General features: G+C 58.1%; 20 protein-coding genes. 6 read left to right on the forward strand and 14 right to left on the reverse strand.

The window, feature by feature from the left end; all coding sequences use genetic code 11:
- Positions 1–82: 82 nt before the first annotated feature.
- The 6 genes from WNZ14_RS23175 to WNZ14_RS23200 all read left to right on the forward strand — a co-directional run bounded on the left by WNZ14_RS23175 (position 83) and on the right by WNZ14_RS23200 (position 6,520).
- On the forward strand, positions 83–1,111 hold the full coding sequence (locus WNZ14_RS23175) for a ChaN family lipoprotein (protein WP_342871053.1): 1,029 nt from the start codon (positions 83–85) through the stop codon (positions 1,109–1,111).
- Positions 1,108–1,779 carry an ABC transporter ATP-binding protein gene (locus WNZ14_RS23180; protein WP_342871054.1) on the forward strand — a complete coding sequence of 224 codons (672 nt, stop codon included), beginning with the start codon at positions 1,108–1,110 and terminating at the stop codon, positions 1,777–1,779. Before WNZ14_RS23175 ends, WNZ14_RS23180 begins: the two co-directional genes overlap by 4 nt.
- Positions 1,776–4,154 (forward strand): FtsX-like permease family protein, encoded by a 2,379-nt coding sequence (locus WNZ14_RS23185; protein WP_342871055.1) that lies wholly within the window; start codon positions 1,776–1,778, stop codon positions 4,152–4,154. Before WNZ14_RS23180 ends, WNZ14_RS23185 begins: the two co-directional genes overlap by 4 nt.
- On the forward strand, positions 4,144–5,184 hold the full coding sequence (locus WNZ14_RS23190) for a lipocalin-like domain-containing protein (RefSeq protein ID WP_342871056.1): 1,041 nt from the start codon (positions 4,144–4,146) through the stop codon (positions 5,182–5,184). Before WNZ14_RS23185 ends, WNZ14_RS23190 begins: the two co-directional genes overlap by 11 nt.
- Entirely contained in the window at positions 5,177–5,302 is a 126-nt protein-coding gene (locus tag WNZ14_RS23195; protein WP_342871057.1) for a hypothetical protein, read from the forward strand. Before WNZ14_RS23190 ends, WNZ14_RS23195 begins: the two co-directional genes overlap by 8 nt.
- 501 nt (positions 5,303–5,803) lie before the next feature.
- Entirely contained in the window at positions 5,804–6,520 is a 717-nt protein-coding gene (locus tag WNZ14_RS23200) for a ParA family protein (protein WP_342871058.1), read from the forward strand.
- A 39-nt stretch (positions 6,521–6,559) separates the two neighbouring features.
- On the opposite strand, the gene WNZ14_RS23205 is transcribed toward WNZ14_RS23200, so the two are convergent.
- The 14 genes from WNZ14_RS23205 to WNZ14_RS23270 all read right to left on the reverse strand — a co-directional run bounded on the left by WNZ14_RS23205 (position 6,560) and on the right by WNZ14_RS23270 (position 22,759).
- The gene (locus WNZ14_RS23205; RefSeq protein WP_342871059.1) at positions 6,560–8,314 is read right to left on the reverse strand and encodes a hypothetical protein; all 1,755 of its coding nucleotides are present in this window, start codon (positions 8,312–8,314) and stop codon (positions 6,560–6,562) included.
- 58 nt (positions 8,315–8,372) lie between these two features.
- Entirely contained in the window at positions 8,373–9,461 is a 1,089-nt protein-coding gene (locus tag WNZ14_RS23210) for a chemotaxis response regulator protein-glutamate methylesterase (protein ID WP_342871060.1), read from the reverse strand.
- Between the two features lie 8 nt (positions 9,462–9,469).
- A complete protein-coding gene (locus WNZ14_RS23215) occupies positions 9,470–10,363 on the reverse strand; it encodes a CheR family methyltransferase (RefSeq protein ID WP_342871061.1) in 894 nt (297 codons plus the stop codon).
- Complete coding sequence (locus WNZ14_RS23220) at positions 10,360–10,857, reverse strand: chemotaxis protein CheW (protein ID WP_342871062.1); 498 nt, start codon at positions 10,855–10,857, stop codon at positions 10,360–10,362. The genes WNZ14_RS23215 and WNZ14_RS23220 overlap by 4 nt, the downstream gene beginning before the upstream one ends.
- A complete protein-coding gene (locus tag WNZ14_RS23225; RefSeq protein WP_342871063.1) occupies positions 10,857–12,653 on the reverse strand; it encodes a methyl-accepting chemotaxis protein in 1,797 nt (598 codons plus the stop codon). Before WNZ14_RS23225 ends, WNZ14_RS23220 begins: the two co-directional genes overlap by 1 nt.
- A gap of 196 nt (positions 12,654–12,849) precedes the next feature.
- Complete coding sequence (locus WNZ14_RS23230) at positions 12,850–14,529, reverse strand: methyl-accepting chemotaxis protein (protein ID WP_342871064.1); 1,680 nt, start codon at positions 14,527–14,529, stop codon at positions 12,850–12,852.
- 17 nt (positions 14,530–14,546) lie between these two features.
- Positions 14,547–15,059, reverse strand: coding sequence for a chemotaxis protein CheW (locus tag WNZ14_RS23235; protein WP_342871065.1), 513 nt, complete (start codon positions 15,057–15,059; stop codon positions 14,547–14,549).
- The gene (locus WNZ14_RS23240) at positions 15,056–17,056 is read right to left on the reverse strand and encodes a chemotaxis protein CheA (RefSeq protein WP_342871066.1); all 2,001 of its coding nucleotides are present in this window, start codon (positions 17,054–17,056) and stop codon (positions 15,056–15,058) included. Before WNZ14_RS23240 ends, WNZ14_RS23235 begins: the two co-directional genes overlap by 4 nt.
- A complete protein-coding gene (locus WNZ14_RS23245) occupies positions 17,056–17,421 on the reverse strand; it encodes a response regulator (protein ID WP_342871067.1) in 366 nt (121 codons plus the stop codon). Before WNZ14_RS23245 ends, WNZ14_RS23240 begins: the two co-directional genes overlap by 1 nt.
- Positions 17,421–17,744, reverse strand: a complete 324-nt coding sequence (locus WNZ14_RS23250; protein ID WP_342871068.1) for an STAS domain-containing protein — start codon at positions 17,742–17,744, stop codon at positions 17,421–17,423. The genes WNZ14_RS23245 and WNZ14_RS23250 overlap by 1 nt, the downstream gene beginning before the upstream one ends.
- The gene (locus tag WNZ14_RS23255; RefSeq protein ID WP_342871069.1) at positions 17,741–18,850 is read right to left on the reverse strand and encodes an HD domain-containing phosphohydrolase; all 1,110 of its coding nucleotides are present in this window, start codon (positions 18,848–18,850) and stop codon (positions 17,741–17,743) included. The genes WNZ14_RS23250 and WNZ14_RS23255 overlap by 4 nt, the downstream gene beginning before the upstream one ends.
- A gap of 231 nt (positions 18,851–19,081) precedes the next feature.
- Entirely contained in the window at positions 19,082–20,056 is a 975-nt protein-coding gene (locus WNZ14_RS23260) for an AraC family transcriptional regulator (RefSeq protein WP_342871070.1), read from the reverse strand.
- Positions 20,057–20,541: 485 nt separating this feature from the next.
- A complete protein-coding gene (locus WNZ14_RS23265) occupies positions 20,542–21,990 on the reverse strand; it encodes an aldehyde dehydrogenase family protein (RefSeq protein ID WP_342871071.1) in 1,449 nt (482 codons plus the stop codon).
- A gap of 1 nt (position 21,991) precedes the next feature.
- Positions 21,992–22,759, reverse strand: a complete 768-nt coding sequence (locus WNZ14_RS23270) for a sugar isomerase domain-containing protein (protein WP_342871072.1) — start codon at positions 22,757–22,759, stop codon at positions 21,992–21,994.

The following is a 22,759-nucleotide window of genomic DNA, read 5'->3' on the forward strand; positions in this document are numbered from 1 at the left end:
GGCCAGTCAGTTTCGCAATTGAAACACCGCTTCGGGTCACGCAATGAGTGGCGTTACCCGGAAGACCAGTCAGGACACTTGAATGCCCAGCAGACTTGCATACCACCGGGAGGACAAATCCGTCCTACCTCGTTTGCTTTTCCTTGTTCCCTTCATCGCCGCATTGATGGTGATAGGCCTAACGTCATATGCGCCAGCGGTCGCCGCAGATTCTGATGAAGCGTGGCAGGCGTGGACGACCGACGATTATGCGCCAAACGAGCTGATCGGTGGGATTTGGTCATCAAAGGAACAGGCATTTGTCAGCCCTTCGAAGCTTTTGGAAGCCGTTGGCGGAGCGCGATTCATCCTTCTTGGTGAGAACCATGACAATGCCGTGCATCATCATCTCCAAGGATGGATCATCCGGAACGCGCGGTTGTCGGGACATCTATCTGTGGTGATGGAGCAGATAGATGTTAGCAAGACACAGGCGCTCGAGACTTTTTTGGCGCAATCCGATCCTGACCCGATGAAGCTTGGTGAGGCGCTGGATTGGCCCAATAGCGGCTGGCCGGATTGGGAATTGTATCTGCCCGTCGCGCGCGCAGCCCTCGACAGGAGGGCAGACATTCTGCCCGGGCTCCCTGCGACAGAACAAACTCGCCAGATTGCCAAAAACGGACTTTCGATCCTGCAACCAGCTCGATTGTCAGAGCTCCAGTTGGATCAACCGCTGCCAGTTGCTGAGGCACAAGCTTTGCGACAGGAAATCGTGGAGGCACATTGCGATCTTCTACCAACGAAAGCGATTCCGGCCATGGAGTCTGTGCAGAGGTTTCGCGACGCCTACATGGCGGAGGCCATGTTGAAGGCAGGAACCAAAGGCCCGGCGGTCCTGATCTCTGGAAACGGTCATGTCAACAAAGCTCGCGGCGTGCCCTGGTATCTCGACCAAGCTGGTGCCGACGGGGTCATCGTGATTGCACTGACAGAGACCATACCTGAGGCCCGGACAGCGTCGAATACACCAGCGAACGACGACGTGGCAGACTATTTTTGGTTCACAACCCACGTAGACCGAGGTGACCCGTGCGCGATGCTGATCGACGCCCCGGTTACGTCCGAATGAAGGACCTTGACCCAGTTCTGATTTTTAGTGGCGTGAGCAAGTCTTTTGCCAGCGCCGATGGACTGGTGCAGGTTCTTCGTGGCGTTGACCTTGCTATCAGCCCAGGTGAAACGGTAGCGCTGACCGGCGAATCCGGAAGCGGTAAAAGCACGCTTCTACATATTGCCGGAGCGCTGGATACGGCAGATCAGGGCACGGTGCACCTCGCCGGTCACAATCTGGCCGGGATGTCGGATGCCAAACGCGCGGCCGTTCGACGCCATGACGCAGCTGTCATCTTTCAGCAATTCAATCTTATCCCGTCGCTAAGCGTAGCAGACAATATCGCGTTTCAGGCACGCATTGCCGGGCGCGCGGACGAAGCTTTGATAACTGACCTTGCAGACCGGCTGGGCCTGTCCGATCAGTTGCGTAAATACCCGGAAGCCCTGTCGGGTGGCCAACAGCAAAGAGTTGCCATAGCCCGGGCAATCGCTGCCCGGCCCCGCTTGTTGCTTGCGGACGAGCCTACGGGCAATCTGGATGAAGCTACCGCCGCCGAGGTTCTCGACGAGTTGCTGGCGCTGGTCGCAGACACCGGGGCCGCTCTTTTGCTGGTCACGCATTCACCGGCCATTGCCGCGCGCATGGGCCGCCGGCTTCACCTGAGCAAGGGACGCCTTGTATGAACCGGGCCTGCCTTGCCGCGCTTCTGTCGCATTGGATACGCAATCCGCTGCAGCTCTTTGCCTTTCTCGCGGGTTTGGCGCTTGCCACGGGCTTGTGGTCAGGCGTTCAAGCAATCAATGCAGAGGCACGGGCAAGCTATGACGCTGCCGCCGCAACACTTGGCGACGGGCAATTCGACCAGATCGTGCCAGCGACCGGAGATGCCATATCCCAGGAGGATTTCGTTACCCTCCGGCGCGCAGGTTGGTTGGTTTCACCAGTGCTTGAAGGGCAGATCAACGGTGTTCGGATACTGGGTTTTGACCCTTTGTCGTCACCCATTGGATTTGGTGTGTCGGAGGAGACACAAACCGGTGATCTGAGTGCTTTTCTGAACGGCGACCAGCTTTTTGCGAACGCCGAGACCGCCGGGCGATTTCAGACCGGCATCCGCGTAGTGATCAACCCTGCCGTCGCGTCCGGCATTGCGGTGGGTGAAATAGGAATGGTGCAGCGCCTGCTGAACCGCAGCTACTTGTCTCGCTTGTTCGTGCAGCCTGACCAGCCTCTGCAGCGGCCGGCACTTGCCGACATCGCCCCGCACCTGAGGCTTAAGGCCGCCAGCCAGACAGCAGATGTAGGTGAACTGACCGACAGTTTTCACTTGAACCTCACCGCCTTCGGATTGCTCAGTTTTGCCGTGGGCATTTTCATCGTCTACAGCACTATAGGGCTTGCGTTCGAGCAGCGCCGCGGGATGGTGCGGACGTTGCGCGCACTGGGGATTTCGTTGCCCCGTCTGATCACGCTGATGTTTATCGAAGTTTTGCTGCTGGCGCTGGTCGGCGCCTGTCTGGGCATCTTTCTGGGCTACATCGTTGCTGCGATGTTGCTGCCGGATGTCGCAGTGACCCTGCGTGGCCTCTACGGCGCCGATGTAGCGGGCACATTGCAGTTCCGGGCGTCGTGGTGGGGGTCTGGCATGGCCATTGCAATACTGGGATCTTTGGCAGCCGCCGCCGCAAAGCTTTGGCAGATTGCGTCGATGCCAATTCTCGCCAGTGCACAGCCCCGCGCGTGGGCTATGCGATCGGGTCGGGCGCGGGGTGTACAGGCAATCCTGGCTGCGACTTCGTTGCTATCTGCGGCTGGTCTTGCATGGTTCGGAACCGGGCTGATGGCAGGCTTTGCGCTGCTCGGGTGTTTTCTGATCGGTGCGGCTCTGACCGTACCTTTACTGATGCACCCTTTTCTAGCCTTCGCCGCCGGTGCCGCCAGGACGCCCGTTGCGCGTTGGTTCTGGGCTGACACCCGCCAACAATTGCCGGGTCTCGGTCTTGCACTCATGGCGCTGATGCTTGCTATCTCTGCCAATGTGGGCGTTTCAACCATGGTGTCGAGCTTTCGAATGACATTTGTCGCGTTTCTGGATCAGCGGCTCGCACCAGAATTGTATGTCGAGGTGGCGAATGCAGCGCAAGCCAACGCAATAGAAACGCAATTGCCGGATAGCGGCATTGTGGTCCTGCCGCTGCTTGCGGTCGACGCGCAGATTGCAAAGCAGCCAACGCGCCTTTTCGGTGTCCGGGTGGGTCCGACCTATCGCGAAAACTGGGTGTTTCTGGATGCGGAGCCAGACGCGTGGGACAGGGTCAGCGCAGGCACGGCAGCGGTGGCAAACGAACAACTGGCGCGCCGTGCCAGTCTTTGGGTTGGCGATAGCGTCGCGCTTGGGGAGGAATTGACGGTGACCCTTGCGGCAATCGTGGCGGACTACGGCAATCCACGTGGGCAGCTGGTTGTCGGAGAGGCTCTTTTCCGCAGACTGCACCCAGAGGTCGCCCCCCGTCAATTTGGGCTGCGCACCGACGATCCCGCGAGTTTGCGCAACACCCTCGTATCTGATCTGGGCCTTGCAGACAGCGCGATAACAGACCAGTCCGCGCTCAAGGCGATTTCTCTGCAGGTGTTTGACCGCACCTTTACCGTCACGGCAGCTTTGAACGTGCTCACGCTTATAGTCGCGGGGTTTGCCATGCTGATGAGCCTTTTGACACTTGCGGACCTGCGCGTGCCACAACTTGCACCGGTTTGGGCCCTTGGAATCACAAGACTCAAGCTCGGGCAGCTCGAGCTTTTGCGCACCGGAGTGTTCGCTGTGATGGTCTGCATCATCGCTTTGCCAGTCGGCCTGGGAATGGCATGGGTGTTGCTGGCAATCATCAACGTGGAGGCTTTTGGCTGGCGCTTGCCGATGTTCCTGTTTCCCGGCGAATACTTTCGCCTGTTCCTACTGTCCTTGTTGGCTGCAATTGCTGCGGCCAGTTGGCCTTCCGTGCGGTTGATGCGGTTGCCACCTGCAAGGCTTCTCAAGGTGTTTGCCAATGAACGTTAAGGTCTTTGCGTTTCTCATCTTTTGGCCCTTGAGCGCCTTGGCCCAAGGGTTTGCAGGGCTCGGCACCGACGCGGACGGCTTTGCCACGCCACAGCCGCAGCCCGAGTTCAACTTCCCGGCCGATCATGGGCCGCATCCTGATTACCGGATCGAATGGTGGTACCTGACCGCAAATCTGAAGGCGGCAGACGGGACAGCCTATGGCCTCCAATGGACCCTGTTTCGAACCGCTTTGAGCCCGGGCGAGGCCGATGGCTGGGCATCGCCTCAGGTCTGGTTCGCCCATGCTGCTGTCACGACCCCTGATGCGCATTTCGCGACAGAACGCTTTGCTCGCGGCGGGATCGGCACTGCGGGTGTGCAAGCTGATCCGTTTCATGCGTGGATCGACGAATGGGCCATGACGGGACCGGATTTGAACACGCTGAACCTGACCGCGCAGGGGGCAAATTTTGGATATGACATGACACTGGAAGCTAAGGGGCCGTTGGTGTTTCACGGGCAAGAGGGTTTTTCCGTCAAATCGGGCGAAGGACAAGCCAGCTACTATTACTCGCAACCGTTCTATCGCATCGCAGGGACGCTCGAATTGCCCTCAGGTCCGGTGGAAGTGACAGGCAGCGCGTGGCTGGACCGCGAATGGTCCTCACAACCCCTGTCAGAGAACCAGTCGGGGTGGGACTGGTTCTCGCTTTCGTTTGACAGCGGTGACAAGCTGATGGGGTTTCAATTGAACCAGCGGGACGGCACCCACTATAGCGCCTCCACATGGGTCGATGCAGACGGAGGGGCCACGGCCTATCCTGATGGTGCGTTTACGGCTGAGCCGATATCGCAGACGCGGGTCGCCGGGCGCGACGTGCCGACCGAATGGCAAGTGCGACTGCCAGACCGCGATCTGGACGTGCGCATATCGGCCATGAATACACAGGCATGGATGCCGCTGAGCATCCCCTATTGGGAGGGTCCGGTGACGGTGAATGGCAGCCATAAGGGCGTCGGATATCTGGAGATGACGGGATATGAGTGATGCGGACGATCTGGTTGCTTTTCTCACCGCTGCTCGGCAGCAATTACTGCGTGAGACGGCGGACAGCCATTACCTTGCGCACTACCCAAACTTTGCCACCGTATCGAACCCACAATAAGCGGTTTACGATTCCGCTTTGCTCTTCGAGCGCCCCCAATTTTCCCCTGCAACAAGGTCGATACCTCATCAGCGACTTGCCGCATTGGATCAGGCGCAAAATGTGCATATCTCTGGGTCGTTTGTGATTGAGAGTGGCCTAGAAACTTGTCCACGATATTTGGACTTTGGGCCGATGAAACCACTGAAATTGCGAAATCATGCCGAAGCTCGTGTAACCTCAGATCATCAAGTGCCGCCAACTTCCTTACTTTGCGCCAGATTTGCTCAATACTTATCAGCGTCATGCCCCCGATCGAGGACAAGAAATAAGCGGCGACCCCGTTCGAAGGTGTTCGGCTCGCCTGCCGGATGGCAACATAGGTGATGATTGGTGCGGATCGGGGCGGATTGCGGATTGCCTGAACCTCCACTTTTCACGATTGGTTAACCATGATCGGTCAATATTTGACCGAGGCGTTTACGGCTCGAAAAGTGTCCCCAGCCAGGAACGGAACCGGATATGGCAATAGTGACCTTCGCCAATACCAAAGGCGGCGCAGGCAAGACCACGGCGGTTCTCCTGGTTGCAACGGAGCTTGCGCGCATGGGTTTGCGCGTAGTGGTGCTCGACGCCGATCCACAGCATTGGATTTCGCGCTGGTATGAGCAACTGGGTGCCAACTGCCCTGACAGGCTCGAAGTCGTCCCCTATGTTTCTGCGGCCAACCTGGAGCGTCATGTCCGTGCGCATCGCAGCAATGCAGATTTCGTGCTACTTGACCTGCCGGGAGCCAGAAGTACCCTGCTTGCTCAGGCCCTGGGCTATTCCAACTATGTGCTGATTCCCGCGCAGGGTTCTGCCATGGATGCGCAAGGCGCTGCAAATGTCATTGACCTCCTGCACTATCTCGATGAGAAGGCGGGCATCCGCATTCCCCATTCTGTGGTCCTCACCCGCGTCAACCCGATCATCACCACCCGAGCGCTACAGGGCGTCAAAGCCTTGTTGCGGGAAAAGCGGGTGCATCTGATTTCCACGCCGATCATCGAGCGCGCGGCCTTTCGCGACGTCTTCAGTTGCGGCGAGACGCTCTATTCCATGGACCCGAAAAATGTCAGCAATCTCGCGCGCGCGCAGGAGAACGCCCAGCTTCTAGGCCAGGAAATTCTGCTGCGCCTGCAGCATGCCATTGCCATAGCTCCTCAACGAAATGAGCCGCAGCGGCTGGTTGCCTGATCCAGCCGGGCGTTTGGCCTTGAATTACCGCAGCTTGGCTTAGAAGAGGGCGTCGTCGAACAGATCGTCATCCGAAACGGCTGGTGCCAAGGTCGGTTCGGTCGTGGCCTCGCTCGCCTTGGGCCAGCCGAAAATCGCGGCATGGACGTCCCGTTCTGATTTCATCGTATAGGTGCGAAAGATATCCGCCGACAAATCATCCAGCACGTCATCCAGACCTTCGCAGTCCGGCTCATAGGACAGGGCCTCGGCAGCGAGCGACCGGCAATCGACGAGAATGGCGGTCACCTCCTGATGGAAATCAAGGCCAGCGGTGGCCGCTGCCACCTTGATGGTCACTTCCTGGCCGCGACCACAAAGATCGTCGACTTGCGCTTCGAGTGTCTTGTCCGCCTGGGTGACATGGGAGAGCGCGATCTCGATCCGGCCAACCAGTTTGGGGCCGGTACCCGCGCCATCGCCTGTGTGACCATGGCGCAGTGCGATAGCCTGTTCGTTCAGCTGGTTCAGATCCCCAAGCGCCCGGTCCGTCACCTCATCAAGCTTGGTTGAGAAGGAGCGCAGTTCGTTGGTGACGACGTTGATGGCGCGGCTTTCTTCCCCGAGCTGGGTGCAGCGCAAGTAGGTGTTGAGCGCCATATACTGAATGTCGTTGCGAACGAGCTGTATGGTCTTCACGCTCTCGACCAGTTCCTTGACCATATCACTGGCGCTGTCGCTGAGGCGGGCTGCCTCGCTTGCCGATTGCTCGATACCGGCCACCGCATCGCGGGCAAGCTCCAGACTGTTCTGCACGAAACCCATGGCAGAGCGTTCGGATGTGTCCGTCCGCGCTGGCAACATGGACTGCTGCAACTTCATGAGAACCGTGGCATCGTTGGAGAATGCCCCGATATTTTGAACGATCGTCCCGCATTGGGCCTTGAATTCGGCAGCGATCGCGGTGAGCTGATCGCGTACCAGCCGGGTGATCAGCATCTGGATACGGTCCTGATCTTCAGCCGATAGGGTCGCTGCAGCCTCGCGCGACAGATAGTCGTCAGAGATGGCAAATGCTGCCTGGCAATGCTCTATACGCTGACGCGTGACGTCACCGATTTGCAGCGACGAAAGCGTGCTTGCAAGGCGTCCCTGCACCTTCAGAGCAAGCTCTCTTACCTGATCAGCAATGTCGGCGAGCGTCTTGCGTTGTGTCTGGATCGCGTTGGCATTTTGCACCAGGTCTTGGGCGATGGCAGGTATCGCGTGTTCGTGAACTGCAAGCACCTCCCCACCGGCGTTGGCGCTATGAATCAGACCCTGCAGCGAATGAATACACTCGGCAAAAGCCTGCACCTCGCGGGTGGCAAACTGGATGCGTTCGACGATCTCCTCGGCAAAGCCCGCGAAATCGGCAATTCCGGCGCCGGTTATCTTTGCCGTCATGGCAAAGGCGCGCAGATAGCGCAGTGTGTCTTCCATCGCCAGCACCTCTGATGCGAGTGATTTGCCGTATTGGCTGATACTCTCAAAACGCTCGCGCCTGGCAAGCTGCTGCGCGGGGAGCGCGGCTATGAGCTCGCCGGTGCGCAGCAGTTCAGCGGTCGCTTCCTCTGCCTCATCTTCCCGAAGCGCGTTGGTAATGTTTTCCAGTGCTTTCAGAAGCCCTGAGAAGACATCGAGTACCGACACCAGAACGGTTCCGCCATCCAGAAATCGTTGCTCGATCTGCGCAAGAGCGTCCTCGAGTTTTTGGCCAATGATATCCGTTGGACTGGAAATATCGGCGGTCTTTTGTAATCTGCGGGTGTTCATGCTGAGCCCTCGTTGTTCTTTCAAAATGTTGGCCTGGACGGGGGATCCCCGCGCGGGCTCAGCCGAGATGCCGGCGACTGGCTGCCAGAATTTCACGTGCGATCTGCTCAAGCGGTACAACCCGGTCAACGCCGCCCCGGGCTATCGCTTCCTTCGGCATGCCAAAGACCACTGATGTCGCCTCGTCTTGAGCCAGCGTGAAGGCGCCTGCCTTGTGCATTTCATCCATGCCGCGAGCTCCGTCGTCTCCCATTCCGGTCATGATCACGCCCATGGCATTGGCGCCGGCTGATCGGGCGGCAGAGCGAAACAGGACATCGACTGAAGGCCGATGGCGCGAGACCAGTGGACCGTCCTTGACAGCGACGATATAGCGGGCACCCTGCCGTTCGAGCATCATGTGGCGGCCACCAGGTGCAATCAGCACGTGACCACGCAAAACGGGATCTCCGTGCTCGGCCTCCTTTACCTCTACCTGGCACAACGTGTTGAGGCGCGAGGAGAAGGCGGAGGTGAATTTTTCCGGCATGTGTTGGACAATGACGATGCCCGGCGCATTGGCCGGTAGCGCCACCAGAAGTTCGCGAAGCGCCTCGGTGCCGCCGGTGGAAGCGCCGACGCAAACCACCATCTCAGTGGTCTTCGCCATGGCCCGCCCCGTCGGCGGTGGCAAGACGGCGTCGGCGGTAAGCTTGGCCTGGGTTGCCCCTGCAAGCGGCGGCCGCCGGCTTACGCCCTTCACTCTGGCAGCCGCTGCGCCCTTGACCGTTTCGCGGATCATCGCACCGGATTCAGACAGATGGTCGGCCGCGCCAATCTTGGGCTTGAGAATGATGTCGACCGCGCCTGCCTCCAGTGCCTGCATCAATGTCTGCGACCCCTCCTCCGTCAGCGAGGAACACATGACAACCGGGATAGGATGCTGGGACATCAGCTTGCGCAGGAACGTGATGCCGTCCATTTTCGGCATTTCCACGTCCAGTGTCACGACGTCGGGCACTTCCTCCTGGATGCGGCGTGCGGCGACGAAGGGGTCAGAAGCCACACCCATCACCTCGATATCCCCGTCCGCTTCCAGAACCTGCGTCAATGCTTGCCGGACGCTTGCCGAGTCATCCACGATCAATACGCGTATCTTCTTCGCCATTTGCGTGCTCAGATCTTCTGAAAAACGGTATTGGCCACCTGCTTTACTGGCAGATCAAACCCGGTGATGGTTTCGGAGTGGCCGACATAGAGATAGCCGCCTGAAACAAGCTTGTCGCAAAGACGTGACAGGACCTTGTGCTGGGTCGGCTTGTCGAAATAGATGAGCACGTTTCTGCAGAAGATCACGTGCATCGGGTCACCGACGGAATAGGCCGAATCCATCAGGTTGAGGCGTGCAAAGCCCACCTTGCTGCGAAGTTCCGGGTGGATGCGAACCTCACCGCGGCGCTGATCGACAGGCTCCATGACATAGCGCCGTCGCCGGTCGCTATCGACCGGGTCCAGTATCGCCGTGGAAAACACGCCGCGCCGCGCAGTCTGCAACACATCGGTCGACAGATCGGTTGCAAGGATTGTGTAGTCCAGCCCGTGCTTGGCCTGGATGAAATCCTCCAGCACCATCGCCAATGTATAAGGCTCGGCACCAACCGAGCAGGCGGAACTCCAGAACCGCAGCTGACGGTGCCCCTTCGACAGCAGATCTGGAAGCGCATTTGCGGCCAGATGGTCGAAATGCTTCGGCTCCCGGAAAAAGTCGGTCTTGTTGGTCGTCACCGCATCGATGAGGTGAATGGCCTCTGTCTCGATACCCTCATGCTTGAAAAGATAGTCACAATACTGATCAAGGGTGGTCAGTCCGGTTACGCGCAACCGGCGGCGCAGCCGCCCCTCCAGCATCGTCTTTTTGGTCACCGGCATCTTGATTCCGCTGTAATCATAGATGTAGCGCGAAAGCAGATCGAAGTTGCGGGGACTGAGACCATCTGAGCCTACCTCGCCTTCACGAGTGGAGCGATGGCTGCGCGCGGGCGGTCTCTCCTGCAAAGCGGTGGAGCTCATGCTGGCTCCATCCGCACTTGTGACAAGGTGCCTAGCGACCGGACATCTCCGCTCGTGAACAGATTGGCAAGATCGACAATGACCACAAAGTCGGAGGTGCGCCGGACGACACCTGCGATGTAGTCAGATGGCCACCGGACGCCGATATCCGGAGCCCCCTCAATTGCGTCGCACCGGAATGCGGTCACTTCGAACACACGGTCGGCCAGCAAGCCAAGCGTAAGTGCACGCCCGTCAAGTGGCACATCGATCACCAGGATGCGCGTGTGTGGTGTCTTCTGGGTTGCCGTCATGCCCAGTCGCAAACGAAGGTCGATGACCGGCACCCCCTGTCCGCGCACGTCACGCAGACCAAGCAGGTAGTCCGGGCCGTTGGGGATCCGGAAGGGATCCTCGTGATCGAGGATCTCCCGGACGACTTCAACTGGAACGGCAAAGCACTCGTCTGCAAGGCTGAACGTTACATATTGAGCTTCAGACTCCGGATTGGCCATCACGCGCTCTCCTTGAAATTGGCGTCTTCGCCGTCAGGTCCGCCCATCGCCATGTCGATGTTAAAACCGGAGGACTTCTTCGCGGTCTTGTTAGGCTGTGCCATCTTCTTGGCGGGTGATGGAGCAGCCATCTTTGCAGCCGTTTTCTTGAGCTGCTGGACCTGCATGTTGCCAGTTGAGCTGGCGGCAGTATCAACCTTGAAGAAGGCGATCGATGCCTGAAGCTCTTCGGCCTGGGCGGCGAGCTCTTCGGACGTTGCCGACATCTCTTCAGAGGCACCAGCGTTCTGCTGGGTTACCTTGTCGAGCTGCTGGATCGCCTCATTGATCTGCGAGGAGCCGATGTCCTGCTCGCGGCAGGCAGCAGAGATTTCCGAGACCAGCTCAGCAGTCTTGCGGATATCGGGGACTAGACGGGTCAGCATTTCGCCGGCCTGGGTGGCAACCGATACGGTTTCACCAGAGAGGCCAGAGATTTCAGCCGCTGCTGCCTGGCTGCGCTCGGCGAGTTTACGCACTTCCGAGGCCACCACTGCAAAGCCCTTGCCATGCTCACCAGCACGGGCCGCTTCGACTGCTGCGTTCAGCGCAAGCAGGTCGGTCTGGCGGGCGATTTCCTGAACGATCGAGATCTTCTCGGCGATCGTGCGCATGGCAGTGACGGCCTTGTCCACGGCCTGGCCGCTTTCCTCGGCATCGACTGCCGACTGGCGGGCAATCTTCTCCGTCTGGGCAGCGTTGTCTGCGTTCTGTTTGATGTTGGCGGCCATTTCTTCCATCGAGGCCGAGGCCTCTTCGGCAGAGGATGCCTGTTCGGTCGCACCCTGTGAGAGCTGCTCGGAACCCGACGAAAGCTGCTGGCTGCCGGAAGACACGTTGTCTGAAGCCGCCAGTGCATCGCCAACCACGCCGCGAAGACGCTCGACCATCGACTCAAGCGACAGGCCAAGTGTATCTTTGTCCGACAACGGTTTCGGTGCCACGGTAAGGTCGCCATTTGCAATCTTCTCAGCGATTGAGGCGGTCTCGCGCAGGTTGGCGGTCATGATATTGACGTTGTCGACCAGATCCTTGATCTCGTCGTTGGTCTTGATCTCGATGTTCTGGTTGAGATCACCGATTGCGACAGCCTTGGCGAGCTCATTGACGCGCGACAGGCCGCGGCTGATGCCCATGGCGATCCACAAGGCGATGACAACGCCCGCAAGCAAAGCGATGCCCGTTATGCCAAACACGATGTTTCGCGTCATCTCGTACTGGACGTTCGTTGCTTGATCTGCTTCGAGCATGGCGTCACGATTACGCCCCACGGATGCGTCGATCAGGCTTTCCATCTGGTCGACGATTTCGCGACCGTCATTGCGAACCAGTCTGCCCGCCTCGGTGGCGTTGCCGAGCCGGATCTGATTCTGGATGCGTTCGTCGATCTGCGCATACTGCTGGGACAGTGTCCGCACTTCAGCCCACGCGCGGGCGCTTTCGCCAGTGGCGCTGGCCTCCAGCTTGTCAAGCCCTTCGGCAAAGGCCGCCTTGTTGCGGATGATAGCCTGCTGGAATTCATTGACGCGTGCCGGATCATCAGCAAGCACAGAATTGAGCTGTGCGCGGACAATGCGAAGTTGCGTGTCACTGAGGTTCTGTGCCTGCTGCAAACGCGCTGCCGGTCCCTGAATAAGATTAGTCACGGCCTGATTGAGATTTGAGAGGCTATAGATTCCATAGCCTGCGGTGATCGCGAGCATCAGGATCAGCAAGCCGAAGCCTAATGCGAGTTTAAGTTTAATGGTAAAGCGCATAGTGAAAATATCCTGCTTTGCGTTGCGAAAATCTGAACAAATATCCATCGACGGATCGCCGCCGTACGTCGCGAAGGTTGATGAAATCAACTCCCCGAATGCCGGTGACCGGCTTTTCAAACCCGCAACTCATTTGCAGGGAATTGTTGGGTGCCTTTCGCAGGCACCCAACGGTCGCCAAGATGGCTGATGCCGCTTATGCGCTCTGGCGAAAGTCGGCGTCGTCGCTGTCAGGTCCGCCCATCGCCATGTCGAGATTAAAACCGGAGGACTTCTTCGCGGTCTTGTTAGGCTGTGCCATCTTCTTGGCGGGTGATGGCGTAGCCATCTTTGCAGCCGTTTTCTTGAGCTGCTGGACCTGCCTGTTGCCAGTTGAGCTGGCGGCAGTATCAACCTTGAAGAAGGCGATGGATGCCTGAAGCTCTTCGGCCTGGGCGGCGAGTTCTTCGGACGTTGCCGACATCTCTTCGGAGGCACCGGCGTTCTGCTGGGTCACCTTGTCGAGCTGCTGGATCGCCTCGTTGATCTGCGATGAGCCGATGTCCTGCTCGCGGCAGGCAGCAGAGATTTCCGAGACCAGCTCAGCAGTCTTGCGGATATCGGGGACCAGACGGGTCAGCATTTCGCCGGCCTGGGTGGCAACCGATACGGTTTCACCAGAGAGGCCGGAGATTTCAGCCGCTGCTGCCTGGCTGCGCTCGGCGAGTTTACGCACTTCCGAGGCCACCACTGCAAAGCCCTTGCCATGCTCACCAGCACGGGCCGCTTCGACTGCTGCGTTCAGCGCAAGCAGGTCGGTCTGGCGGGCGATTTCCTGAACGATCGAGATCTTCTCGGCGATCGTGCGCATCGCGGTAACAGCCTTGTCCACAGCCTGACCGCTTTCCTCGGCATCGGTTGCCGACTGGCGTGCAATCTTTTCCGTCTGCGCGGCGTTGTCTGCGTTCTGCTTGATGTTGGCGGCCATTTCTTCCATTGAGGCCGAGGCCTCTTCGGCAGAGGATGCCTGTTCGGTAGCACCCTGCGAGAGCTGCTCGGAACCCGACGAAAGCTGCTGACTGCCGGAAGATACGTTGTCTGAAGCCGCCAGCGCGTCGCCAACCACGCCACGAAGGCGCTCGATCATGGCATTGACGTGACCAAGCAGCATGCCGATTTCATCGTTGGTCCTGATCTCGGCAAAACTTGTCAGATCGCCGTCGGAAACACGCTGCACCGTAGAAACCGCTGTGCTGATGCCCTTGCTGATCGACACGATGATCCAGATTGCGGCGCCGAGCGCAGCAATTGCGGCAACGACTGCAAGACTGATCACTATCGAGCGGATGCTTGTGTACTCGTCATCCGCGTTCTGGTTGGCCACCACAAGTCGCCCGCGCTCGAGTTCGAAGACCTCACCGAGCAGAGTGTCGATTTCAGAAGTCGTCGCACGTGCGGTCGTGGCAGAAATACGCTGCGCCGAATCGGGATTTCCTGCCAACATGAAGTTGCGGATCTGGTCGTCCTGCTTGCGGAAATCGGCGGTCAGGTCACTGAGCTTGTTCCAGAAGACCATGCCCTTTTCAGTGGCTTTTCCGAGGATGGTCTCGAAGGTCTTGTCGAATTCGGCGCGTGCCTTGTCGCTGTTGGCGATGTATTTTTCGGTCTCGCTGACATTGATTGCCGACAGCATGTTCTTCTGCTGACGGATCTGCTGCAACTGGGCAATATTGAGATCCTGAGCAGCGCTCAGTCGTTCGGCCGGACCGTGAAGTGCATCGCCCCACTGTGTATTGACGTTGGCCAGGCTGATGATGCTGTAGCCGGCGGTGCCCACCAGCATTAAAATTACAAAACTGAAAGTCAGAAGCAGTTTGAGTTTGATGGTAAAACGCATGGTTCCCTCACGCTCTATCAAGCGGTTGCTTTGATTGTTGATCCGCGCTGCGACGAGAAGATCGCCTGCAGGTTTGGAAGTATGATGAATTCCCCGTCTCTCTTGACGAGCGCGTGGATGTAATCTGGCCGCCAGCGCATGCCCACGATTGGCGGCGGCTCGCTGGCGGAAGCGGGAAGCCTGGTGACTTCATGCACCTTGTCGGTCCGGATGCCGATCAGGGACAACTCCCCATCGAAATCCAGTTCCGTCACCACGATCCGGCTGTCGATGGTGACCTCTCCGGCTTCCATACCGAAGGCAACCCGGATATCGGCGAGCGGAATGACCTTGCCCCTGAAGTTGATCACACTACCGACAAAAGGCATGCTTCCAGGCACACTGGTTTCCGGCAGCAGATCAAGGATCTCCTGAACGACCGTCGCCTCTATGGCGAAGGTTTCGCCGTTGAGCGTAAAGGTCAGAACCGAAAGGTCGTCCGCGCCCATGAAGACCGCGCGGTGGTCTGTCTTGATGTGTTGCTCGCTCATCCTGCTGCCCGCAATTGGGCCTCCTGTTGCTGGCCTGCTGCGATCAGATGCCCCACATCCAGAATGAGCGCGACATTGCCGTCGCCAAGGATGGTTGCACCTGAGAAGGAAGAAACCTGATCATGCAGTTTCGACATGGATTTGATCACTGTCTGGTGGTCGCCGATGATCTGGTCCACGACCAGACCGACACGCTCCCGTCCGGTCGAGATAACGACGACCTTCTGATACTGGTCGGGCTCGCTGCCGGTACGGAAGAGTTCGCGAAGACGCACGAACGGCACCAGATCATCGCGCAGCGAGATAAAGCTGCGGCCTCGCGAGCGAAGGTCTTCTTCGATCGACAACTCGAGACATTCCTCGACGGCTGACAATGGAATGACGTAGTTTCCGTGGCCAACACGGACCAGCAGCCCGTCTATGATCGCAAGCGTCAACGGAATGCGCAGCGCGATCTCCGATCCGGCACCCTGTTCGCTCTTGACGTCAATGGCACCGCGCAGGGCTTCGATGGTCTTCTTGACCACATCCATCCCAACGCCGCGGCCGGAGAGGTTGGTGACCTTCTCTGCGGTTGAAAATCCGGGCTGAAAGATCTGCTGCAACAATTCCTGGTCGGACAGAGCTTGCCCGGGCTGGATGAGCCCGTTGGACTCGGCTTTCGCGCGGACCCGGTCGCGATCGATGCCGCGTCCGTCATCCTTGATCGTGATCACCACTTCGCTGCCGGTCTGATGGGCCGAAAGCGTGACCTTGCCAACTGCAGGCTTACCCGCCGCGATGCGATCTTCGGGCAGTTCCAGCCCATGATCGATCGAGTTGCGCACAAGGTGAACGAGCGGATCGGCAAGCCGGTCGATAACGGTCTTGTCGACTTCGGTGGCTTCGCCGGTCGTCACCAATTCTATTTCCTTGCCGGTTTCGCGGGAAAGATCGTGCACCAGGCGGCGAAAGCGGCTGAACAGGCTTGCAACCGGCATCATCCGCAGCACCATCATCGTATCGCGCAGCTCACCGGCCAGGCGCTCTATTTCCTCTGACACGGACCGGAGGCCAAGATCGGTAACCGAACCAGCCATCTGACTCAGGCGCGATTGTGCGATCACCAGTTCGCCGACGCGGTCCATCATTTCATCAAGGCGAAGTGCAGGAACGCGGACATTGTCAGCTTGCTTCTGCGCCTTGGGATCACCAGTCGGCGCACGCTGGCCGTCACGGATAGCTTCAGCATCGCTGGCCTGCGTCTTCGGAGCGACGACTGCCTCGGTTGCGGCTTCAATCGCGGGTGTCACGTCCTTCAATTCCATGACCATGTCATCCATCACGAAGATGAAGACATCCTCGATGTCGGATCGCGGCTTGTCGGTGACAATGGTCGCACTCCAGCCGAGATGGAGTTGCCGCGGGTCGATCTCTTCGAGTGCGGGCACATCCCGGGTGTCCACCGTCAGGTGGCATTCGCCGAGATCGCGCAGTTCATCGAGCAGACCCAGCGGATTGGTCCCGTTGACCATGGCGTCTGCAGGAAGACGGAAATCAAGTTGCCATGTGCGCATCGCAGGCTCCGCAGCTGCAGCGGCAGTGGCCTCGGCAACCACGGCTTTGTCGTGAGCGGCGCCCACTTCGCGACCGACGGCGCGCTGCAACTGCTCAAGCAGCTTTGTGCTCATGGCATCATGATCGCCATTCGGTTGATCCAACAGGGCCTGCATATGGCCCTGAGCATCGAGAACGGCGGCGATCAGTTCAGCCGTCGCAGGCGCTTCTCCCTTGCGAACGCGGTCAAACGCCGTCTCGCAATGATGGGTGAAGGCTGCCAGCTGGTCAAAGCCGAACATCGAGCCAGAGCCCTTCAGCGTATGCAGACCGCGGAAGACGGCATCGATTTGCGCCTTGTCGCCGAGATCACGGGTCAGATCCAGAAGGCCTGCCTCTATCACTTCAAGCTGTTCGGCGGCTTCTGTTCGGAAGACCGCGATTGGATCGAGAGTATCCATCAGCCGAGAACCTTTCGGGCGATCTTGACCAGACTTTCCGGATCGAACGGCTTGGTCAGCCAGCCGGTCGCACCCGCGGCCTTTGCCTGCTGCTTGAGCTCGCCGTCGGATTCTGTGGTCAGGAAGATTACCGGCGTACCCATGTAGGCGGGCAACTGGCGCAGGTTGCGGATCATTGTCAGCCCGTCCATGTTGGGCATGTTGATATCGGTCACAATCAGATCGAAACTGCCGACCTTCATCTTCTCAAGACCATCCGCACCGTCAACGGCTTCTGTGACACTGTAGCCGGCGGTTGTGAGTGCGATCCGCGTCGTCATTCGAATGCTGGCGGAATCGTCTACAGTCAGGATATTTGCACTCATCAGTTATCTCCATTGATACGCAGTATTGAGCCGTCAACGCCGGTGCCGGCGAAACCAGCTCTTTCCAGCGTGGTGGCGAAAGCACCGTCTTGGGCTGCGCGGATACGGATCCCGAAGCCATCGGCATCAGCCGCGGTCTGTGCCGCCACCAGAAGTTGGGGCAGCGTGAGATCGCAGTTGCAATCCTCGGAAATGTTGATTTCCAGCGGATGGTTGCTGTCGCGCGCGCTCTTGAGAGCTGCGACAAGCCTGTCTCGTGTCTCGGGTACGGTCTTGATCGTCAGGGTTCCTTCAAGGTGAAGAATGTTTGTTTCCTCGGTCATGCTGCTGTTCCCAACTTTTTGACTTTCAGAGCGGCGCTCTGGATGGCTTCATGCGTGGTGGCCCAATCGCCGGCAGGCACGGCCATCTTGATGTAAAGAGTGCGGATATGAGCCCAGCGGCGATTGAAAGCCCCGACACAGTCCGGGTCGAAATGGGTGCCGCTGCATCTGAGAATTTCGCGGTGGGCTTCGTCTACCGGCCATGCCTTCTTGTAAGGGCGTTCGGAGCATAGGGCGTCGAAGACATCGGCAACGGCGACGATCCGCCCCTCGATAGGAATGTCGGCACCCGAGAGCCCGTGGGGATATCCGGTTCCGTCCCATTTTTCGTGATGGCTTTCGGCAATGATGGCCGCGGTGCGAATGATCTCTGATGAGCTGTCGCTCAGGATTTCAGCGCCAAATGCTGCGTGACCACGCATTTCCGCCATCTCGTCGGCGTCCAGAGGTCCGGCTTTGAGCAGCACCGCATCGGAAACGCCGATCTTGCCGACATCGTGCAGCGGGCTCGCAAGATAGATTTTTTCAGTTCTCTGTTCGTCAAAACCAAGTTCGTCGGCAATCATTTTGGCGACGACAGCGACCCTTTCGAGTTGCAGAGCGGTTTCCCCATCGCGGCCTGCCATTGCCTTCGACAGGCGCCAGATAATTTCCTTTTCCTGGGCGGAAATCCTCGCCATCGCGAGATTTACATCCCTTTCAAGTTCTTGCGCACGATTGGCAAGAGTCCGCTGGGCAATGCGCAAACCCAGAAGGTTGCGAATGCGGATCGACAGCTCTGCAGTGTCAATCGGCTTGGTTAGAAATTCCGTTGCACCAGCCTCAATCGCGGCGATCTTGATCGCCGGGTCCGTCTCCGACGTCAGCATAATGATTGGGATGTCATCGCTCTGCCGAATATGGCGGACCTGCGAAATCAGCTCGATGCCGTTAATGCCAGGCATGTTGTAATCGACAAGTATAAGGTCCGCCTGCTGCGTTCTCAGGACTTCGATAGCGTTGTTCGGATCCAGAAAGGCTAGAACCTTGCAATTATCAATCGTTTCAATGGTTTGTTTCAAAAATGAAAGAACCGACGGGCTATCGTCTATCGCAAATATAATCATAGTAATTCCTATGATGCGCGGCATTATATGCACGGCAAAACGTTTCGATTTTGAATTTTTAGTATTAAAATAGCCGCATCATGCAGAATTACATTCGTTTTGAATGCAGGTATATACAGCGATTAGCGTGTATAGCCGTTAACGCGAACTTAACGCTGTATCTATTTTGGAAAATCGATCAAAATTTTGCGCTGCAGTGATGGGACTGCGTTTTTGTGATACTTGGATTTGCTAGTCACGACCCTTTTTCCATTTCTGGCGCGTGACAGATGGCGATTCGCCATACAAGGTCCGGTAGCGAGCGGCGAAATATCCCATGTGGCCAAAGCCCCAGCGCGCTGCGATCTGTTCGATAGTTATGCCCCTGTCGCCGCACAGAAGCTCTTGATGAATACGGCTGAGACGGATGCGCTGGATATAGGCATTGGGACTGGTCGACAGATGTTGCCGGAACGAATTTTGCAATGTGCGAATGCTTGCTCCACATTGGCGAGCCAGTTGTTCGATCGATATGTTTTCCGCAGCATGTGCATCCATCCACTCGATCGCACGCTGCAGATGGCGGGGAAGGCTTGTGGTTTCGGTCGCCGAATTGTCGATTTTCGGCCAGAACCCGACAAAGCTTGCAACCAGGGCATCTCCCAGCAGGAGAGCCCCGTTGGGAGCGCGCGAAAATGGATGGGCAGCCCCGGGATCACCAATCAGGAGATTTGCCATGTTCCGAATCAGGTCGATCCCTTCAACGCCGATTTCAATATGGGAACGAAAATTGGCGAGCCTCTGGCCGGGAGCGCCAAGCTCGTTGCCCAAGACGTGGGAAAAGCGGCTCAACGGAACCAGCACAGCCAGCTTCTCAGACCCGGGACAAGCAGTAACTTCAACTTTGCTCGTGTCCTTCAACAGCACGGCGCTGTTTGCTGCGGCATCGATCTCGGAGCCGCCTGCTCGGAACCTGTACCGGCCGGACTGAATAAAGTGCAACTCGAAATCCTGTCCTGCAGGATTACTATAGCTGGTCTTGTAGCCAGACTGGGATACGGTTCGCCATATACGCATGTTGAGCACGGTGGTGACCTCACCGCTCAGATCGAAAGGTTCCTTGTCTTCAATCTGGTCAACCTCGAGCTGGCCAAAGAGTTTGGTAAACTCATTTACCACCGCTCGACCACTGCTCAACTGAACCGTCAGCTTGTCTACTTTGGGCATGAAAATGACTTTTAAATATAAAAAATATTGATTTTATTCAAAGATTAGCACGAATCTAAACCGGCTTTGCCGAGCAATGCAACGGGCATTTGCGCATGGATCTGTATCCAGGCGAAATTCAGAACTTGCTGCACCATCAAGTTACATTTGATACAATCAGCATCGAAGGTTCTCGGCTTTCGCCCCATCCACCAAGACGCTCGCAAGATGAAAATCTCACACTTTTGAACGCAGACTGATGACCGCTGACACCACCGTTCGCAGTGTCGTGCTCTTTGTTCTTGGCATAGCGGGCGCGGAGGTCAGCTTCAGTATGTCATTCTACCGTTCCAGCCAGGATCCCAAAAATCCCTTGATGGTGCATAAGTGTCAGCGTTAAAGCGCTGAATTGCCTTGTGCTATCGACTGAGCGCCTGATTTATCGATGGAAAGCTCCAGATAGGACCGGCGGCCACGACCCGGCCCACAGGGGCCGGGTCGATTGCCTACACAGTGTGCCGCAAGCGCATTTTCAGGTGCTTGGGTTGCAAGTAAGTCTCAAGCCCCTCGGGCCCCAGTTCGCGCCCGAAGCCTGACATCTTCCATCCACCAAAAGGTGCCTGAAGGTCGCTGGTGTCGTTGACATTGACGCCAACGGCACCAAACTCCATCCGTTCGGCCAGCGTCCAGACCCGGTCGAGATCGCCACCAAAAATATAGGCGGCAAGGCCGTATTCCAGACTGTTGGCGATTGCCAGCATTTCGGCGTCGGTCTTGAACGTCGCCATGCCCATAACCGGGCCGAAGGTTTCTTCGCTCATCGGGAGACTATCAAGCGGCGCATCCTCGATCACCGTGGGGCGATAAAACAGACCGTCGTCGAAACCGCTTCCGGTGGCACGGCCACCGCCCGCAATGACGCGGCCACCTTTGGCCACGGCATCGGCGACATGCCGGTTCATTCGGGCGATCACACCCGCGTTTTGCACGGGACCATACCCGATGGACGGATCCAGACCGTCGCCGATCACCGTTTGATCAGTGAGCGAAGCCAGGATATCGGCAAACTCGCGAGCGACGGGAGCCGCCACGAGGATCCGGTTCACGGTGATGCAGATCTGCCCCATATTGGAGAACCCGCGCCTGTGCGCTGCGCGCGCAGCTTCCTCGAGGTCGGCGTCCTCCATAACGACAAAGGGTGCATGGCCACCAAGTTCGAGGCACAGACGCTTCATGTTGACCGAAGCGGCGCGCATGATTGCCTGTCCCGCAGGTATGGAAGCAGTGGCCGACAGCGCACGGATGCGAGGATGCGACGCCAGAGCTTCGCCTGCCACCGGGCCAAGACCGGGAATATCGGCAATGGTGCCTGCCGGGAACCCTGCCTCATGCAGGCAATCGACCACCATGGCGATGGCGAGCGGGGTCTCGTGCGGGGATTTAACGATGATCGGGCAACCTGCTGCGAGCGCCGGACCGATCTTCCAGCAATAGAGGTCGATCGGGTAGTTCCATGGCACGATGGCAGCCACGACCCCGATCGGGTGATAGGTCACCAGATTGCGAATGTTCGGTGCCGATGCCGGCCGGATCGAGCCGCCAACACGGACACCTTCTTCGGCGTAGTAGCGAAGAACTTCGCAACCGAAGAGGATCTCCTTCACGTTGTCAGGCACCGGCTTGCCCTGTTCCCTGGTGAGCAGGCGAGCCATGTCATCGACCCGCTCTTCGATCAGGCTCGCTGCCTTGCGCAGCATGTCAGCACGGGCCCTTGCCGGCATGAGCGCGAAAGACGTTGCCACCGCTTCCGCGGCATCTACGCAACGGTCAACTACGGCGGCATCAGCGAGCAAAGTCGAGCCTACCGGTTCGCCATTTGCCGGGTTCACAATCTCGAAGCGATCGAGGCCAGTCGGGTGTTCCCACTGGCCGTTTATGAAAAAACCACGCTCCATCTCAGCGCGCCTTCAGCCGGCGCGAAAGCTCGGCGTAGTTCAGGTCATTCTGGGCGTTGGCTGCAGCTTTCTCGGTCGTGTTGGGGCTGACCATCAGATAGGGATCGTGGCCCGCTTCGGCGACCAGTTCTGCTGTGGTCGAATTGATCGCATGGCCGATGGCAATCGCGATCGACGTTGAAGTTGCACCTGTCTTGCCCTTAACGCCTTCGATTTCGATCCCTGCGTCACCCAGAGGCACGCCGGTATCGATCACCACGTCAGCGATTTCGTAGAGCCGCTTGCCGCTCGAATGGCGGGATGGAACGCTGGAGGAATGGGGGATCGAAGTCACAGCTATCAGCGTCATCCCCTTTTCTTTCGCGGCGACTGCGATGTCGAGTGTCACCGCATTGATCCCGGAGTGAGAAAACATCAGCATAGTGTCACCAGGATCAGTCTCGTGACTGTCGAAGATCGCTTTGCCGTAGCCTTCCTGCGAGTGGATGAAGCGGTACTGACGGGCACCGCCGTCACCCAGCACTCGGTGGAACGAGATCATCGAACTCTCAACGATGGGGCGAAACCCGGTGACTGTGCCAGTGCGCGGATACATCTCCATCGCGGCGAAGGAGCCGTGGCCGGTGCCGAAGGTAAACACCAGCTTGTCATTCATGATCGACTGCGCACAGGCACGCGCGGCCTCTTCGATCGCATCGGTCTGAGTGTCCATCACCTGGGTCAGACGGTCCAGGACCGTCTGCAGATAGCGCTTTGGCATATCGCTCAT

Origin of the sequence: Hoeflea sp. AS60, assembly GCF_038900115.1 — a bacterium.
GTDB lineage: Bacteria > Pseudomonadota > Alphaproteobacteria > Rhizobiales > Rhizobiaceae > Hoeflea.